16 protein-coding genes are annotated in these 17246 nt (G+C 55.2%); 5 read left to right on the top strand and 11 right to left on the bottom strand.

Annotated elements, in window-relative coordinates; genetic code table 11:
* Positions 1 to 91: 91 nt before the first annotated feature.
* The 4 genes from fba to tkt form a co-directional block, all read right to left on the bottom strand.
* Positions 92 to 1159 (bottom strand): class II fructose-bisphosphate aldolase, encoded by a 1068-nt coding sequence (gene fba, locus K0H79_RS14370; RefSeq protein WP_011760864.1) that lies wholly within the window; start codon positions 1157 to 1159, stop codon positions 92 to 94.
* 131 nt (positions 1160 to 1290) lie between these two features.
* Positions 1291 to 2472 carry a phosphoglycerate kinase gene (locus tag K0H79_RS14375; RefSeq protein ID WP_220065410.1) on the bottom strand — a complete coding sequence of 394 codons (1182 nt, stop codon included), beginning with the start codon at positions 2470 to 2472 and terminating at the stop codon, positions 1291 to 1293.
* Between the two features lie 81 nt (positions 2473 to 2553).
* Positions 2554 to 3570, bottom strand: coding sequence for an erythrose-4-phosphate dehydrogenase (epd, locus tag K0H79_RS14380; protein WP_220076263.1), 1017 nt, complete (start codon positions 3568 to 3570; stop codon positions 2554 to 2556).
* Positions 3571 to 3690: 120 nt separating this feature from the next.
* Positions 3691 to 5682, bottom strand: coding sequence for a transketolase (gene tkt / locus K0H79_RS14385; RefSeq protein WP_220065412.1), 1992 nt, complete (start codon positions 5680 to 5682; stop codon positions 3691 to 3693).
* A gap of 380 nt (positions 5683 to 6062) precedes the next feature.
* On the opposite strand from tkt, the gene metK reads away from it, so the two are divergent.
* Entirely contained in the window at positions 6063 to 7214 is a 1152-nt protein-coding gene (gene metK / locus K0H79_RS14390) for a methionine adenosyltransferase (RefSeq protein WP_203324716.1), read from the top strand.
* Positions 7215 to 7353: 139 nt separating this feature from the next.
* Here the strand turns inward: metK and K0H79_RS14395 are convergent, their stop codons facing one another.
* From K0H79_RS14395 to K0H79_RS14405, 3 genes are all read right to left on the bottom strand, one after another.
* A complete protein-coding gene (locus K0H79_RS14395) occupies positions 7354 to 7671 on the bottom strand; it encodes a hypothetical protein (RefSeq protein WP_220076264.1) in 318 nt (105 codons plus the stop codon).
* 4 nt (positions 7672 to 7675) lie between these two features.
* Positions 7676 to 9712, bottom strand: a complete 2037-nt coding sequence (locus tag K0H79_RS14400; RefSeq protein WP_220076265.1) for an EAL domain-containing protein — start codon at positions 9710 to 9712, stop codon at positions 7676 to 7678.
* A gap of 79 nt (positions 9713 to 9791) precedes the next feature.
* Positions 9792 to 10343, bottom strand: a complete 552-nt coding sequence (locus K0H79_RS14405) for a GNAT family N-acetyltransferase (protein WP_220076266.1) — start codon at positions 10341 to 10343, stop codon at positions 9792 to 9794.
* Between the two features lie 141 nt (positions 10344 to 10484).
* Between K0H79_RS14405 and K0H79_RS14410 the strand changes: the two genes are divergently transcribed.
* Entirely contained in the window at positions 10485 to 11462 is a 978-nt protein-coding gene (locus K0H79_RS14410) for a GGDEF domain-containing protein (protein ID WP_220078172.1), read from the top strand.
* An 85-nt stretch (positions 11463 to 11547) separates the two neighbouring features.
* Positions 11548 to 12462, top strand: coding sequence for a GGDEF domain-containing protein (locus K0H79_RS14415; protein WP_220076267.1), 915 nt, complete (start codon positions 11548 to 11550; stop codon positions 12460 to 12462).
* A 32-nt stretch (positions 12463 to 12494) separates the two neighbouring features.
* Here the strand turns inward: K0H79_RS14415 and K0H79_RS14420 are convergent, their stop codons facing one another.
* Positions 12495 to 12695, bottom strand: coding sequence for a hypothetical protein (locus tag K0H79_RS14420; RefSeq protein WP_258405401.1), 201 nt, complete (start codon positions 12693 to 12695; stop codon positions 12495 to 12497).
* Between the two features lie 86 nt (positions 12696 to 12781).
* Between K0H79_RS14420 and K0H79_RS14425 the strand changes: the two genes are divergently transcribed.
* Positions 12782 to 13192 carry an META domain-containing protein gene (locus K0H79_RS14425; RefSeq protein ID WP_220076268.1) on the top strand — a complete coding sequence of 137 codons (411 nt, stop codon included), beginning with the start codon at positions 12782 to 12784 and terminating at the stop codon, positions 13190 to 13192.
* 132 nt (positions 13193 to 13324) lie between these two features.
* Here K0H79_RS14425 and K0H79_RS14430 read toward each other — a convergent pair whose 3' ends face one another.
* On the bottom strand, positions 13325 to 14617 hold the full coding sequence (locus K0H79_RS14430) for a dicarboxylate/amino acid:cation symporter (RefSeq protein WP_220076269.1): 1293 nt from the start codon (positions 14615 to 14617) through the stop codon (positions 13325 to 13327).
* A 134-nt stretch (positions 14618 to 14751) separates the two neighbouring features.
* Positions 14752 to 15057 (bottom strand): hypothetical protein, encoded by a 306-nt coding sequence (locus K0H79_RS14435; protein WP_220076270.1) that lies wholly within the window; start codon positions 15055 to 15057, stop codon positions 14752 to 14754.
* Positions 15058 to 15353: 296 nt separating this feature from the next.
* Between K0H79_RS14435 and K0H79_RS14440 the strand changes: the two genes are divergently transcribed.
* The gene (locus tag K0H79_RS14440) at positions 15354 to 15806 is read left to right on the top strand and encodes a GNAT family N-acetyltransferase (protein WP_220065421.1); all 453 of its coding nucleotides are present in this window, start codon (positions 15354 to 15356) and stop codon (positions 15804 to 15806) included.
* 51 nt (positions 15807 to 15857) lie between these two features.
* On the opposite strand, the gene K0H79_RS14445 is transcribed toward K0H79_RS14440, so the two are convergent.
* The gene (locus K0H79_RS14445; protein WP_220078173.1) at positions 15858 to 17222 is read right to left on the bottom strand and encodes an L-serine ammonia-lyase; all 1365 of its coding nucleotides are present in this window, start codon (positions 17220 to 17222) and stop codon (positions 15858 to 15860) included.
* Between the last annotated feature and the right edge of the window lie 24 nt (positions 17223 to 17246).

Genomic DNA, 17246 nt, shown 5'->3' on the forward strand with positions numbered 1-17246 from the left:
GGCGAGCATAAGCAAAAGCGCACATTTACCCGCTTACAGGAACCAGCCAAATAAAAAGCCCGCGATTGCGGGCTTTTTCAGTTCAGCGAGATTAGAGATTGATCTTCGGGTCCAGCTCGCCGGTCTGATAACGCTTGTACATGGCCTGCAGTGACAGCGGCTTGATTTTCGATGCCATACCGGCACAGCCAAAGGCTTCGTAGCGCTCGGTACAGATATCGGCCATGGCTTCCATGGAGGCCTTGAGGAACTTACGTGGGTCGAACTCACTTGGGTTCTCGGCCAGGAACTTACGTACCGCGCCGGTGGAGGCCAGACGCAGGTCGGTGTCGATGTTCACCTTACGCACACCGTGCTTGATGCCTTCGACGATTTCTTCCAGCGGCACACCGTAGGTCTCAGGGATTTCACCACCGTATTGGTTGATGATTTCCAGCCAGTACTGGGGCACAGAAGAAGAGCCGTGCATCACCAGGTGGGTGTTGGGGATACGGGCGTGGATTTCTTTGATGCGGTCAATACGCAGCACGTCACCGGTAGGCTTGCGGCTGAACTTGTAGGCACCGTGGCTGGTACCGATGGCAATAGCCAGGGCATCAACGTGGGTGTCGGCCACAAAGCGCGCGGCTTCTTCGGCGGTGGTCAGCAGCTGGTCGTGGCTCAGCACACCAACGGCGCCGATACCATCTTCTTCACCGGCAGTACCGGTTTCCAGGCTACCCAGACAGCCGATTTCACCTTCAACAGACACACCACAAGCGTGGGCAAATGCCACAGTCTTGCGGGTCACGTCGACGTTGTAATCGTAAGAAGCCGGGGTTTTACCGTCGGACATCAAAGAGCCATCCATCATCACCGAGCTCATACCCAGCTGGATAGAACGCTGGCACACGTCGGGGTGGGTGCCGTGGTCCTGGTGGATACACACAGGGATATCGGGATACTGCTCGAGGGCGGCGTTCATCAGGTACTTGAGGAACTGAGGACGGGCGTACTTGCGGGCACCGGCAGAGGCCTGAACAATCACAGGGCTGTCGGTGGCTTCGGCCGCCTGCATGATGGCGCGCATTTGCTCAAGGTTGTTCACGTTGAACGCAGGCACACCGTAACCATGCTCTGCAGCGTGGTCCAGCAGTTGACGTAGGGAAATAAGGGCCATTTTTTACTCCATTAATAGGGTGACATCCATGCTGAACTTGGGTCACCGAGGTCGCTATCGTTTGGACTGATTTTTATACCTCCCGGTCTCCCGGGAGGCGGTTTTTTTAATAATAGTAATTTGTTGCAGTGTTATGCCTTGGCACCACGGGCGGTGAGCATGGCCACGGCTGGCAGCTCCTTGCCTTCGAGGAACTCAAGGAAGGCGCCGCCACCGGTAGAGATGTAAGACACCTTGTCGGCGATACCGTATTTATCCACGGCCGCCAGAGTATCGCCGCCACCGGCGATAGAAAACGCTGAAGACTCGGCGATCGCCTGGGCGATGCGCTTGGTGCCTTCACCAAACTGGTCGAATTCGAACACACCCACAGGGCCATTCCAGACGATGGTACCGGCATTCTTGAGGATGGCGGCCAGGGCCTCGGCGCTGTCGGGGCCAATATCGAAAATCATATCGTCTGCGGCCACGTCGCTCACATCTTTCAGGGTAGCAGCGGCTGTTGGGCTGAACTCTTTACCCACCACCACATCGGTCGGCACAGGGATATCGCCGCCGCGGCTCTGGGCATTGGCCACCAGACGCTTGGCTTCATCAATCAGGTCGGCTTCATACAGCGACTTGCCCACCTGATTACCGGCTGCGGCAATAAAGGTGTTGGCGATACCGCCGCCAACCACCAGCTGGTCAACGATGCCGGAAAGTGACTCAAGCACGGTCAGCTTGGTTGATACCTTGGAGCCACCCACAATGGCCACCAGCGGGCGGGCCGGGTTGTCCAGCGCCTTACCGAGCGCATCAAGCTCAGCAGCAAGCAGCGGACCGGCGCAGGCGACAGGGGCGTAGAGACCCACGCCGTTGGTGGAGGCTTCGGCGCGGTGCGCGGTACCGAAGGCGTCCATCACGTAAACGTCACACAGGGCTGCCATCTTCTTAGACAGCGCCTCATCGTTCTTCTTCTCGCCCTTGTTGAAGCGCACGTTTTCGAACACAACCACTTCGCCAACGGCCACATCAACGCCATCGAGGTAGTCGCTGACCAGACGCACGGGGCAATCCAGTGCTGCAGTCAGGTAGTTCACCACAGGCTTCATGGAGAACTCTTCGTTGTACTCGCCTTCGGTCGGACGGCCCAGGTGAGACATCACCATTACCGCAGCGCCTTTTTCCAGCGCCAGCTTAATGGTGGGCAAAGAGGCGCGCAGACGGGCGTCACTGGTGACAACGCCATCGGCCACAGGCACGTTCAGATCTTCACGGATAAGCACGCGCTTGCCGTTAAGATCCAAGTCTGACATTTTGATAATTGTCATGGTATTGCTTCCTTATTTTTAATCAAAAACAAATTCTTGTGAGAAAAGCTTGTCCCTGCTCTTCTTCATTATCCTGTAGGGTCAATCAGCTTCTGTAGCGGCCATGGCCAGGGCAGTATCGAGCATGCGGTTGGCAAAACCCCACTCGTTGTCGCACCAAAGCAGCATTTTCACCAGATGCCCGGCGCTGACACGGGTCTGGGTACCATCCACCACGCTGGAGCGCGGGTCATGGTTAAAGTCACATGATACCAGAGGCTCGTCGGTGTAGCCCAGTATGCCACTGGCGCTGCCATCGGCGGCGGCTTTGAGCGCGGCGTTGACGGTGTCGATGTCTACCCGGGTATCCAGGGTCACCGAAAGGTCGATGGCGGTGACATTAATGGTAGGCACCCGTACCGAAATCGCCTCAAACTTGTCTTTCATCTGCGGCAAAATGCGCTCAATCCCGCGGGCAAGCTTGGTGTCCACCGGGATAATCGACTGACTGGCGGCGCGGGTGCGGCGCAGGTCGTCATGGTAGGCATCAATCACCTGCTGATCGTTCATGGCCGAGTGAATGGTGGTGATGGCGCCACTCTTCACACCGAAGTGACGGTCGAGCACGTCGATGACCGGCACCAGACAGTTGGTGGTGCAGGAGGCGTTGGAAACGACGGTATCTGTGGCTTTGAGGCTGGCGTCGTTGACACCATAAACGATGGTGGCATCGACATCGGCAGAAGACGGATGGCTTATCAGTACCTTGCGGGCACCGGCATGAATATGGGCTTCGGCGCTTTGCCTGTCATTGAGGGCGCCTGTGCATTCGAACACCAAATCCACATCCAGCTCCTGCCAGGGCAGCGCAGCGGCATCTTCAACGGCCAGCAAGCGGATGGCGTCATCTCCAAGGTGCATCATGCCTTCATTGAAGCTGGCACGGGTATGGAAACGGCCGTGGGTGGTGTCGTAATTGGTCAGGTGAACTATGGCCTCGGGCTTGGCCAGTTCATTAATGGCGACCAGCTGCATCTGGCCCCGTTTGCCGGACTCATAAAGCGCCCTCAGTACGGAGCGGCCGATGCGGCCATAACCATTGATAGCAACACGGATCATAGTGGTGAGCAAATCCTCTGGGGAGGGTGAAAACCCTGTCGGCTCCCCTGCCGACAGAGGCTGACCGGCAACGCCGGTCAGACCGGTGGCAGCCTGGCTGCCACCTTGCTCGCGTCAGTATTAACCCAGCAGCTCTTCGGCGGCGGCAACCACCTTGTCGACTGTGAAGCCGAACATTTCGAACAGCTGATTGGCTGGCGCTGACTCGCCGAAGCTGGTCATGCCAATGATGCGGCCGTTCAGACCCACATACTTATACCAGTAATCGGCAATACCCGCTTCCACGGCCACACGTTTTGTGACGCTGGCAGGCAGTACCGCTTCCTTATACGCAGCATCCTGCTTATCGAACACGTCGGTGGATGGCATGGACACCACGCGCACCTGCTTGCCCTTGGCGGTCAGTTCGGCCTGGGCTTTCACTGCCAGCTCAACTTCAGAGCCGGTGGCGATGATGATGAGCTCAGGCGCCGCAGCGCTGTCTACCAGCACGTAGCCGCCTTTGGCGACATTGGCCAGCTGCTCGGCGCTGCGTGGCATTTGTGCCAGGTTCTGACGGGAGAAGATCAGCGAGGTTGGGCCGTCTTTGCGCTCGATGGCGTATTTCCAGGCCACAGCAGACTCAACCTGGTCACATGGGCGCCAGGTGCTCATGTTCGGGGTCACACGCAGGGAAGCGATTTGCTCCACTGGCTGGTGAGTCGGGCCGTCTTCGCCCAGACCGATAGAGTCGTGGGTGTAAACCTGGATGTTCTGCACCTTCATCAGCGCAGCCATACGCATGGCGTTACGGGCATATTCCATAAACATAAGGAAGGTAGCGCCGTATGGCACGAAACCGCCGTGCAGGGCGATACCGTTGATGATGGCGGTCATACCGAACTCACGCACACCGTAGTGCAGGTAGTTACCGCTGGCGTCATCACCTGTGATGGACTTGGAAGCCGAGTACATGGTCAGGTTGGATGGGGCCAGGTCGGCACTGCCGCCAAGGAATTCAGGCAGCATGGCGCCAAAGGCTTCCAGGGCATTTTGTGAGGCTTTACGGGAAGCAATGTTGGCAGGGTTGTTCTGCAGCTTCTCGATATAGGCCTGGGCTTCTGCGCCAAAGTTGGCAGGCAGTTCGCCGTTCACGCGGCGCTGGTATTCTGCGGCCAACTCTGGGTAAGCAGCGGCGTACGCGGCAAACTTGGCATCCCAGGCTTTCTCAGAGGCGATACCGGCTTCTTTGGCATCCCACTGGGCGTAAATGTCAGCAGGGATCACGAATGGGTCGTGCTTCCAGCCCAGGAACTCACGTGCGGCTGCAATTTCAGCATCGCCCAGTGGCGCGCCGTGGCAGTCGTGTGAACCGGACTTGTTTGGCGAGCCGTAACCAATGATGGTTTTGCAGCAGATGAGGGTTGGACGAGGATCAGCCTTGGCCGCCTTGATGGCTGCATCGATGGCGTCGCTGTCGTGACCGTCAACACCGGCAATCACGTGCCAGCCGTAAGATTCGAAACGCTTTGGCGTGTCGTCGGTAAACCAGCCTTCAACGTGACCGTCGATAGAGATGCCGTTGTCATCCCAGAAGGCAATCAGTTTGCCCAGACCCAGGGTGCCTGCCAGAGAGCAAGCCTCGTGGGAAATACCTTCCATCAAGCAGCCGTCACCCATGAACACGTAAGTGAAGTGGTCAACGATGTCGTGGCCGTCACGGTTGAACTGAGCAGCCAACACTTTCTCAGCAATGGCCATACCCACGCCGTTGGTGATGCCCTGACCCAGAGGACCCGTGGTGGTTTCGATGCCTGGGGCATAACCGTACTCAGGGTGGCCTGGAGTGCGTGAGTGCAACTGACGGAATTGCTTGAGGTCTTCAATAGACAGGTCATAACCGGCCAGGTGCAGCAGCGAGTAGTGCAGCATGGAGCCGTGGCCATTGGAGAGGATGAAACGGTCGCGATCGGCCCACTGTGGATTGGTGGGGTTATGCTTCAGATGACCGCGCCAAAGGACTTCGGCAATATCTGCCATCCCCATGGGGGCACCGGGGTGACCGGAGTTGGCCTTTTGAACGGCGTCCATGCTGAGTGCGCGGATAGCGTTGGCGAGTTCTTTACGAGACATGCTCTCTCCTGCTTGTATTGAGGCTTTTCGGGCAATTGTGGGCACATATTTTCCCTTAACAGGGCTTGTGGACGCAAATTTAAATTTCCATATTGACGGCTGGCAAAACCAGTGAGGCGCTATTGGGGGCTTGTTTCGCTGGTCGCATACAAAAACGCATTGAATAAACCACAGCACATCAGACCTTTATCACCCTGAATTTGTTAAAGTAATCGATTTTCTCTATAAAACAGTACCCTTCCCCATTCCTATCTTGGTCACAATTGGCACTAAATTTTCTGATCCGGGGGATGATCGTGAACGTAATTTCAACTAAAATGGCCGTCTAGATGTAGATGCTTCTACACGTTTAACGCTTAAAAAGTCGAGATTTTCCAAACATGGCAAAACACTTGTTTACCTCTGAGTCGGTCTCAGAAGGTCATCCCGATAAAATTGCAGACCAGATTTCCGATGCTGTGCTTGACGCAATCCTGGAGCAGGATCCCAAGGCCCGCGTAGCGTGCGAAACCTACGTGAAAACCGGTATGGTGATGGTCGGTGGCGAAATCACTACCTCTGCTTGGGTCGATATCGAAGAACTGACCCGTAAAACCGTACGTGAAATCGGCTATGTGCATTCAGACATGGGCTTCGATGCCGATTCCTGCGCGGTACTGAGCGCCATTGGTAAGCAGTCTCCTGACATCAACCAGGGTGTTGACCGTGCTGACCCACGTGAACAGGGCGCCGGTGACCAGGGCCTGATGTTCGGCTACGCCAGCAACGAAACCGACGTGCTGATGCCAGCCCCAATCACTTACGCTCACGCACTGGTGAAGCGTCAGTCAGAAGTCCGTAAAGACGGCACCCTGTCCTGGCTGCGCCCCGACGCCAAGTCCCAGGTGACCTTCGCCTATGACGAAGGCAAGATTGTGGGTATCGATGCCATCGTACTCTCTACCCAGCACTGTGACTCTGTGTCTCAGTCTGATCTGGTGGAAGGTGTGATGGAAACCATCATCAAGCCTGTGGTACCTGCCCAGTGGCTGAACAAAGACACCAAGTTCTTTATCAACCCAACCGGTCGTTTCGTTATCGGTGGCCCAATGGGCGACTGTGGTCTGACTGGTCGTAAGATCATCGTTGACACCTACGGCGGCATGGCCCGTCACGGTGGCGGTGCTTTCTCCGGTAAAGACCCATCCAAGGTTGACCGCTCAGCTGCCTACGCCGCCCGCTATGTTGCCAAAAACATCGTGGCCGCGGGTCTCGCTGACCGCTGTGAAATCCAGGTGTCCTACGCCATCGGTGTTGCCGAGCCGACGTCTATCAGCATCGAGACCTTCGGTACCGGTAAGCTGCCAGAAGATAAGCTCATCGCCCTGGTACGCCAGCACTTCGACCTGCGCCCATACGGCCTGACCGAAATGCTGAACCTGGCACGTCCTATCTATCAGGCCACTGCCGCTTACGGTCACTTTGGCCGTAACGAGTTCCCTTGGGAACAAACCAACAAGGCAGAAGCGCTGCGCGCGGACGCGGGTCTGTAATCAGACGCTCGCCCATAAAAAAACCGCCTTTCGGCGGTTTTTTTGTTTCTGGCTCACCCCGTTGGTACCTCACACCGACACAACTCACTCAGTGGCTATGGTCAGCCCGAAGCAACGGTCTGTTGGTGGCCGAGGTCAACTAATAGCAGTGGTCGAAGTGCGCCGCCTGCACCAATAAAAATCCCAACTGGCTTTCGGGCACGGCTTCCAACCTCAGTGGCTCCAGAGTGCCATCCGGCGTGATGTCCCACTGCCAAGCCGTCTCCACCGAATGAACAGTGCCGCAATGCACATAGCCTTCGGGTACTTGCAGCCAATAAGCCTGAGGCTCACCGCCTCGAAAGGCCTTAACTTCGACGCCCCCATGCACGCAGAGGCTGTAACCGAGGCGCAATCTGTCCCAGGCGCCAAGCGCATGTTGTTGGTAAGGCATTAACAGCTGTTGAATATGTTGCATAGTGTCAAATGATGTCCAAATCGTTAGGGGTTATTTTGCCATGATTGAGCGCATATTCCATTGCCTGGGCTTGAGGCAATGCCTTGGCAAACAACCAACCCTGGACATAATCCACACCGGCATCACCGACGAAGCTCGCCTCTGATGGGGTTTCGACGCCCTCGGCCACCAACTGGAACCCTAACGACTTACACAGCTGGCAAATTTGCCGGTAAAGCACCCTGCCCTGATCGGTATCGGTTTTGGCAAGGATACTCCGGTCAAGCTTGATGCCATCTACCGAAATCTGAGTCAACAGACTAAGACTGGAAAATCCCGTGCCGAAGTCATCCAGCAAGAATCGGAACCCCAACGCCTGCAACTGGGCGATGGCGCGGTTGATGCCTTGCATATCCCGCATAAATGCCCGTTCGAGGATTTCCACTTCAACCTGATGGGCAAATTCCCCCAACGTAGTGCGTAGCCTGTCGAGCATCAGCACATCGTTTAAGTTGTTGGGATCGAGATTGATACTGACCTTGGGCGAAAAGCCCGCTGCCTGCCAGCGCCTCAAATCCTCCGCCACCGTACTAATCACAAAACGGTCTATCACGTGGGAGTACCCGGCACGTTGAAAATTATCAATAAACCAGGGGCCCTTTATATTGCCGTCGGCATCCTTAAGCCTCAAAAGCGCCTCGAAACCAACCACCTCCCTGCCCGGCAGCTTGAGTTTTGGCTGGTAGTGCACCAGCAGCTCACCGCTCAGTACTTCGCGAACCGTCCGCTCCAGATTGCGACTGGCAGCAAGGGTTTCTGACTGATTACGGCTATACTGCCGCTCGGACATGCGCTCAATATCCTTTTGTAACTCGGTACGTTTAATGAGCTCTCTATCGTACTGATTGGCATCGGTGAAGGTGCTGTACTTGCGAATAAATGGCCGGTAAATGAATACACCAACCGTGACCAAAAAGAGCTGCAGCGCCACCACAGCAAAACCGCCCGACGCAATCCAGCCATTCAAAAACAGTGGCGTCACCCAGGGGAAGGGTTTGCCATCAAAACTCAAAAAGCCTGCGGAAATCGCCATCCAGGCAATGAGCACATTCAGGCAGGGCAACAGCACAAAGGGAATCGCGAGGCGCAGGTTAAAAACGATGGGCAAGCCGTAAATCAAAATTTCATTGATGTTTACCACGGAGAAAGGCACGGCAATTTTGGCCAGATGCCGGCTCTGCTCGTCGCGGCTTTCCAAAAAGATGGCTATCAGCAACGGGATGGTGGCACCACTGCCGCCCAGCAGCACAAAGAGATCCATAAACTCGCTGAAGGTCAGGTTGGGTGCCAGGTATTGCAGACCATTGTCATCGCCAATCAGCAGCAGAAAGGCATTATCGCCATGAACCCCAAAACACCAGAGTATGTGTGTCAGCAGCACCCTGAAAATAATCTGTCCCATGGGGCCGAACTCACCCACCGCATCCACCATGGGAGAAATACCCAGCACTAACAGCATGCTCATGGCCTTAAGGATGAGAACCACCAGCGTATAAGTCAGCACCATGGGAATAATCAGGTTCAGGTGCTGACTCAAATACGCGCTGATTTCGGCACTTCGCACCATATGTAACTGGGGGAACTTTAAGAAGTGCCGCATGATGTAGGCGGCCAATATGGGGGTAATCACCATGCGCGGGTCACCCAGTACCTCCAGCAAATAATCGCTGAACACCAGCCCACCACTGGTGTGCACATGCAGCGAAAAGATGATGCAAAGGGACAGGGTGGCCGAGGCCACCGCCGAAATATCCAGATACTTGGCAAAGTGGTACGACAGCGACAACATGGCCAGCAGCGGAAAAAGCCGCCCGAGCGTATCGCTTATCCCTTCAAACCAATGAAAGGCATCGTATACCGACAATTCAGGGGCCAGCGCAGTGGCAAGTACAGGAAAAAGCGCCAGCAGCGCATTAATAAGCAGAAACGGTAACAGTGCAATAAAGGACTCGCGCACTGCCAACAGAAAGCTGCGATCAAACAACTGAAAATTTACCTGCATAGGCCGTCGTACAGTATGGCTGCTCGTAACCTAAACTTAACCTATAAATTGCGGCTGCGACAGTCCGTGGAGTGAACGCTCATTCGGGGCACTTCAGTAGATAAAAGCCTCTTCCCCCATCCTCAAAAAAGTCCAGGACCTCCATCCCGGCGCGCTTCACATGGACGTTCAGCGAGTGCTGATTCTCTTCAGCAATAAAGGTAAACAAAGGCGAGTAACGCCCGTTGGATAGTTCCAGCACCTTGTCAAACAGGGCACCGAAGACGCCCTTGCCGCGATAGCGACTGTCCACCCACACAGGGCCATAGCAGCCTGCGGCTGAGTGTTTTCCCGCGCCGCCTCGTTGCCCAGGGTTTGACTGCTGATAACTTCCAAGTCGCTGAAAAAGCTTGCGATAAAAAACCTGCCCCAGATAAAAGCCTTCGTCGGCAACGATGGCATAGGCCATGATTTGCCCCGCATCTTCTGCCACGACGACCAAATGCTCTGCAATCAGAAGGGTAAACTCCCGACGACCATTGAGCTGCGCCTCCAGGCGGGCATCATTATCACCCAGTTCATCCCGGCCATAACGCTGTTCAAGCCGTACCAGATGCTCAATATCACCCGGGGTTGCCTGCCGTATCTGCATCTCTGGTTCTCCTTTGGAAAGCATTCATTATACAGGGAGTTAGCCCTAAGAAAGCCAACAATCAATATCGACCTTTAATTTGCGGTTCCTGCGGTTCGTGACCACACTGTATGACAGTTCCCAGTGAAAGGTACTGCCTTTATGTTGCCTGAAACCATCAATCCCCATGCCAGCCTGCTGGAGTCCGACAGCCCCCAGGTCAATCTGGTTCGTTGGATGCATCAGTGTGAGCTCATCAAACGCTATTACGAAGCCGACTATGTGTTTGTGGTGCAGAGGGTGTCGCTCGGTTTTGAGGTACTCGTCAGTGCCATCGCCAGCCTGCCCCACTTTACCTCAGGGCAAATGTTTGACCGGGACACGCCGCTGTTTCTGGATTTGGTCAATGCCCTGCCCGATGGTGTATCACTGGATTTGTCCAAATACCATGCAGGTGACTTACCCACCGATTTTGACAGCTGTCTGGGACTGCTTGCCCGCCCCATTCTCTGGCCCGATGGCTCAATCTTTGGCTGTTTGTGCGTGCTCTCCCACAAGCGGGTCGAAAACCAGACCATTAACAGTCTGATGCTGGAGCCATTTCAAATCCTGTTGCAGCAAGACCTGGCGTTGCTGTGCCAAAGTCACAGGGTGGAATCCCTTTCAATGCGGGACAGGGAAACCGGCATGTTAAACCACTACGGTTTTATCATGATGGCACCAAGACAATTGAACCTTGGCCGCCGTTTCGGGGCTCATGCAGGCATTTTGTTTTTTGAATTGCAGCAACAAAGCCCCGACGCCGATCTCAACGAAAAACATCACCGCCTGCTCGGCGGTATCATACAGCACACCATCCGCACCGCCGACATAGCTGCCCATTACAGCGATACCTTGTTTGTGGTGCTGGCGTTTTTGGACAATGAAAGGGACCTCAACCATATTGTGCAGCGGGTTGAACGCCAACTAGCCCAGCAGGAGCCGACTATTAAACTGGATTACAGTTTTCGATTTTTCTCGCCGGATTCAGGCAGCAAGCTCGGCCCCATGCTGATGTTGGCCAAAGAAAACCTGCAATCCTGGCAACAAGAGCAAAAGGCAAAGGCCGCAGAACTTCAATTGGCGACCCTCACCCAATAACCCGGTTTGCAGCCCAGACTGGCTTTTTAAGCGGTTCGCGACTAACGTATTACGGAATAACAACAATTACACATTTGAATACCCTATGTCTGAACCTGTAACTTGGTTATTTGATTCTCCCAACACTGCCATCGATGAATCCCGATGGCAGCACTTGACGCAGCTGTTGTGTCAGCTGTTTAAAGCCAGTGCCTGCGCCATAGTGCAGTACCAAGCTGGCGACGCCAAAATCCTTACCCTGAAACAACATAAAAACCTCGGCCTGACCCTGGGCGCCATTGAACCCATAGACAACCTCAAACAGCGACTGACCAATACTGAGCTGCCCTATGAAGGCATTTGGCATCACGGACTGATTGAGTTTTCCCTGAGCTGGCCCGGTGGCAGCCCCTTTGGCGCAGTGCTGCTGGTGTGTGACAAACTACCCCCCAACATCGACAGCGGCCGGACGCTGGCAGAGCCCATGCTGTCGCTGCTCGAGAGTGAATTGAATGTGTTGCGCCAGATGAGTCGCCTTGAACATATGTCGCTGCAGGATGAATCCACGCAGATGCTCAATGACAACGGCTTTAATTTGATGGCACCCAGACAGCTCAATTTGAGCCGACGTTTGGGCTCCCATGCCGGGCTGGTGGTCATGGAAAATGGCACTCAGTACGAGGCCGAAGAATCACAGGAAAAACTGCGTACCCTGGCACAGGTGGTATTTGAAAACCTCAGGGAAGCGGACGTTGCGGCCCGAATCGGGGAACAAATCGTCCTGCTGGCCTTTGTTGACAGTGAAGCCAACCTGGACTCACTGGTGACCCGGCTGCACAAACAATTCGGCCGCAAACTGGAAGATCAGCGGGTGATGACGGGGCACAAATTTTTTACCCCGGATTCGCATCTTGAGCTGGCGCCCATGCTCGCAGAAGCCAGAGACGAACTGGAAAAAGTCCGCACTCGCCTGTATCCCAAACCCCAAAGTAGCGAAGACACCACACCTCCCGACGCTTAGTCTCCTGAGGAAAGCGAAAGAGCTTTCGTACCTCAGCTGCTTGATTGTCCCCTGGCCCACTCGATTACGAGCACAACCGGAAAAGGGGACATCAACACCAACCCCAGCCCCAACAAAACTGACGCCCACAGCATACCAGTGACCTGCGCTGTCAGCTCTGTACCCAGATAGAGCCAAACTCCGCCAAGTACCATGGTCAGACCAAGCCAATGCAGGATTTTCAGAAATTTCATTACACTTTTCATCTGTTCCACCACATAATCGCCCCTGAATGGCGGCATGCCGACGTCGCCCGTCAAAGTACAGTATGGAAACCCGCATGATCAAGAAATTTGCCCTGATGGCCAGCGCACTGGCGCTGGTGGGCTGCCAATCATCCCCTTATTCTGACGCTGTTGAATTCAATTTGCTCGGAAGCTGGCACATAGAACAGGTGAAAGATCGCCCTGTCATCGACTACAGCCCCGCAAAACTGGTATTTGAAGAGGGCAATAAACTCCTTGGCAACAACAGCTGCAATAACTTTTTTGGCAGTTTTAAACTGCAAGGCAATCAGTTGCTGCTGACCCCTTCGGGCACCACCCGCAAGGCCTGTGTCGATGCCCTGATGGATCAGGAAGCCAGAGTCGCCGACGCCCTGCCCAGGGTCAGAAAGCTGGACGAAGCCGAAGGTAAGTTACGCCTGTTCGACAGCGAAGGAAAAGTGCTGCTGATTTTAAGCCGCCTCTGAGCGTTCTGCTGGCCAAACGTCATTGACCAGGCCCAATTAACAAAGTCTGCCAGCGAATGTACGCCTCAGCGCTCACGGCAAAAAGCCCCGCTCAAGCGGGGCTTTTGTCATGCATCAACTCTGCTCAGTCAATCAGACTTCTTCCCGTGCCTGTGCCATCTCGGCACTGGTTTCCATGTCGGCATTATAGTGGGCGATATCAATTTCCCCTTCTGAGCGGGCAATCACAGTGGTCGCCACCAGGTCGCCGGACACATTCACCACGGTGCGGGCCATGTCCAGAATCCGGTCGATACCGGCGATAATGGCCACCCCTTCAAGGGGCAAGCCCACCGTGGTCAGCACCAGCGTCAGCATCACAAGCCCGGCCCCCGGTACCCCGGCAGTGCCAATGGATGCCAGGGTGGCAGTCAGCACTATGGTGAGGTAATCGACCCAGGTTAAGTCCACACCAAAGGCCTGCGCCACAAAGAGCGCTGTCACCCCCTGATACAGGGCCGTACCGTCCATATTGATGGTGGTGCCAAGGGGCAGCACAAAGCTGGAAATCTTCTTGTTTACGCCAAGATACTCGCTGGCGCACTTCATGCTGGCAGGAAGGGTGCCCGCGCTGCTGGAGGTGGTAAAAGCCACCGCCATGGCGTTACTGATCCCTTTGAAAAACTGGATGGGATTGAGTCCGGCAACCAGCTTCAGCACCAAGGAGTAGAAGCCCAGAATATGCAGGGCACAGCCCAGATACACAGCAACAATCACCTTAATCAGCGGCAGCAACATATCTATGCCGTACTCGCCTGCGACCCAGGCCATCAGACCAAATACGCCATAGGGGGCAAGCTTCATCACCATGTCGGTGAGTTTATACATGGCTTCGGCAAGGCTCTCGAACACCTTGATGGCTGGCTTACCATGGTCACCAATCAGCACCAGCGCCACCCCCAGGGCCACGGCGAAAACAATCACCTGTAAAATCTGACCACTGGCCAGGGCCGCCACCGGGTTGGTGGGCACTATGTTGATAAGGGTGTCCATCACTGAGGGTGCCGTTTTCACTTCCGCACTCAGATCATGACCTTCGAGGCTCAGACCCGCACCAGGCTCAAGCAGCCAACCCACCATAAGGCCCACCGAGATGGCAATGGCGGTCGTAGCCAGATAAAAGGCGAAGGACTTGAAACCGATGCGCCCCATGCGGGCGGTATCCTGCATCGAGGTAACACCCACAATCAACGAGCAAAATACCAAGGGCACTATCAGCATCTTGATGGTGTTTACAAACAGGGTGCCTATGGGTTTCAGGGCACTGGCGTCGGGTCCAAGGACAAGGCCAACACCAATACCGAGCAACATACCGGTGAGGATTTGCAGCCACAGGGGCACGGCGCACCAGCGGCGCCACAAATTAGCGGGTGGAGTAGCAGACATACAGAACCTTATGTAACTTGCCAAAGGGGCACGCTAAGCATCCTTCCCGGCGCGCTCGGCATCAGATAGCCGAACGCGAATATTAACATTTGCTGTGGCAAGGCGTGAGGATCGGCCTCACAAGTTAGCAGGCCTCAGGCATCAAAAGTCCCGCGCTGCCCGGCATTGAATCTTTGAGGATACAGGGCCGCCGGCGGCTGCTCACGCTCAATCAGATAACTCCAATAATCATCATCGAAGCCCGTGAGTATGTCGCGTTTGCCCTGTTGTTTAAGGATAAGATACCACCACACCAGGCCCCACAATCCGAAGGTCGCCAGCGTCAGGCAAAAATGCAGAGGGTGCTGAATACCCGGCTCTTCCTGGTAGTATAACGAATTATCTATTTGATGTGACTTAGAAAAAAACTTTGGACGCGCAACACGGGTACGCTTGGCCATAGGATCCCCCGAAATTCACACCTGTCTCAGACCTTAGCTAAGTGTAGTCGCATTCGACTTTAGTCGAATGCAGGGCGGCCGACATTTTTACCTTCATGGCCGAGCTCCCCGTTTTCGATTACATCAGGCGGAACTCTTGGTGATCAGACATAACTCTCCTTTATCAGGCGGCGCTCTCCGTTATCAGGCGGAGCTCTCCGTTATCAAGCCGAAGTGTCCGTTCTTCTCCCGCAGGCTGCATAAGCGGGTGTCCCTGTGCTAGATTAGCGGCTCTAAAACAATAACAGGAATGACCGATGAACATACGCAAGGCTGTGGCGGCCGACTTAACCGATATCGTCAACTTTAACCAGGCCATGGCCATGGAAACCGAAGGATTGCAGCTCGATACAGCCACCCTCACCAAGGGCGTCTCCACCCTGCTGGAAAACCCGGCCAAGGGCTTTTATCTGGTGGCCGATATCGATGGTGAGATTGCCGGCTCCCTGATGGTGACCTTCGAGTGGAGTGACTGGCGCGCCAAAGATTACTACTGGATCCAAAGCGTCTACATTCGCCCTGAGCACAGACGCAAAGGCATCTACAGCCGTCTTTATCAGGCGGTTAAAGACATGGCCGCAGCCGAAGGCGGCGCCGCCAGTTTCCGTCTCTATGTGGAGCAGGAAAATGCCAATGCCCAGCGCACCTACGAGGCCCTTGGCATGGAAAAGAGCTATTACCTGATGTACGAAGAAAAGCCAAAGAGCTGATAACCGGTTAATTTTATATAAAAAAGGCCATCGTTGATGGCCTTTTTCAGTTTAGTCACAAATGCTGGTGACCTTGATGGCAAGGCCGCCCAGGCTGGTTTCACGGTACTTGGCGTGCATATCCTTACCGGTTTCGTACATGGTGGCAATCACCTTATCTAGGCTCACCCGCGGGTCTGATGTGCGCCGCAGCGCCATGCGCGCCGCATTCACGGCTTTTACCGCCGCAATGGCATTGCGCTCGATACAGGGCACCTGCACCTGACCGGCCACCGGGTCGCACGTCAGTCCCAGGTTATGTTCCATGGCGATTTCGGCCGCCATACACACCTGCGCCGGGCTGGCGCCCATGAGTTCAGCCAGGCCCGCCGCCGCCATGGAGCAGGCGACGCCCACTTCACCCTGACAGCCCACCTCGGCGCCAGAGATAGAGGCATTGCGCTTATACAGACTGCCAATGGCAGCAGATGCCAGCAAAAAGCGGCTGTATTCCTTTTGCCCAAGGGGCTGAATAAAGCGGTCAAAGTAGGCCATCACCGCCGGAATAATCCCGGCCGCGCCATTGGTGGGCGCCGTCACCACCCGGCCACCGGCGGCGTTTTCTTCACTCACTGCCAATGCAAACAGGTTCACCCAATCCACAATTTCCATGGGATCGGCACTGATACGGCCGCTGGTTTCCAGCTGCTTAAGCAGCGCCGGGGCCCGGCGAGGTACCCGCAGCGGCCCGGCAAGCACACCTTCGGTATGGCAGCCTCGGTCGATTGCCTGCTTCATGGTCAGCCAGATATCGCGAAATCCGCGGTAAATGTACTCTTCACTGTGGCAGGCCTTTTCGTTGGCCAACATCAGGGTAGAAATGCTTACTCCTTCGGCGCGGCAAAGCTGTACCAGCCGCTCGGCATCCTCGAAAGGATACGGGAACAAGGTCTCACCGACCTGAGCCTTGCCAAAGTCGGCCTCTTCCACCACAAAGCCACCACCGATGGAGTAGTAGGTGTTGGCTGCCAGCAGCTCATCCCCTGCAAAAGCGCTTAAGGTCATGGCGTTTTCATGCAGTGGCAAAGCATGGGGATGGAACACCATGGCATCACGGGCAAAGCGCACTGGTCTGCCACTTTCAAGCCACAGGGTTTCAGTCTCATTCACGGCGGCTATGGTGACAGCAATCGCATCGATATCCACGCTTTCAGGGCTGTTGCCCATCAACCCCAACAAAATTGCGATGTCGGTGTGGTGGCCCTTGCCGGTGAGCGACAGCGACCCGTACACATCGGCTTTCAGGCTATCGACCCGGCCTGAAAGATTAAGATTCTCAAGCATATACACAAAGGCTTTTGCAGCCTTCATGGGCCCGACTGTATGGGAACTCGAAGGCCCGATACCAATCTTGTAAATATCAAAGGTACTGAACATGGAAGGCTCCAAACGCAGAGGCGA

Origin of the sequence: Shewanella sp. FJAT-52076 (genome assembly GCF_019457455.1) — a bacterium.
In the GTDB taxonomy this organism is placed as follows: domain Bacteria; phylum Pseudomonadota; class Gammaproteobacteria; order Enterobacterales; family Shewanellaceae; genus Shewanella; species Shewanella zhangzhouensis.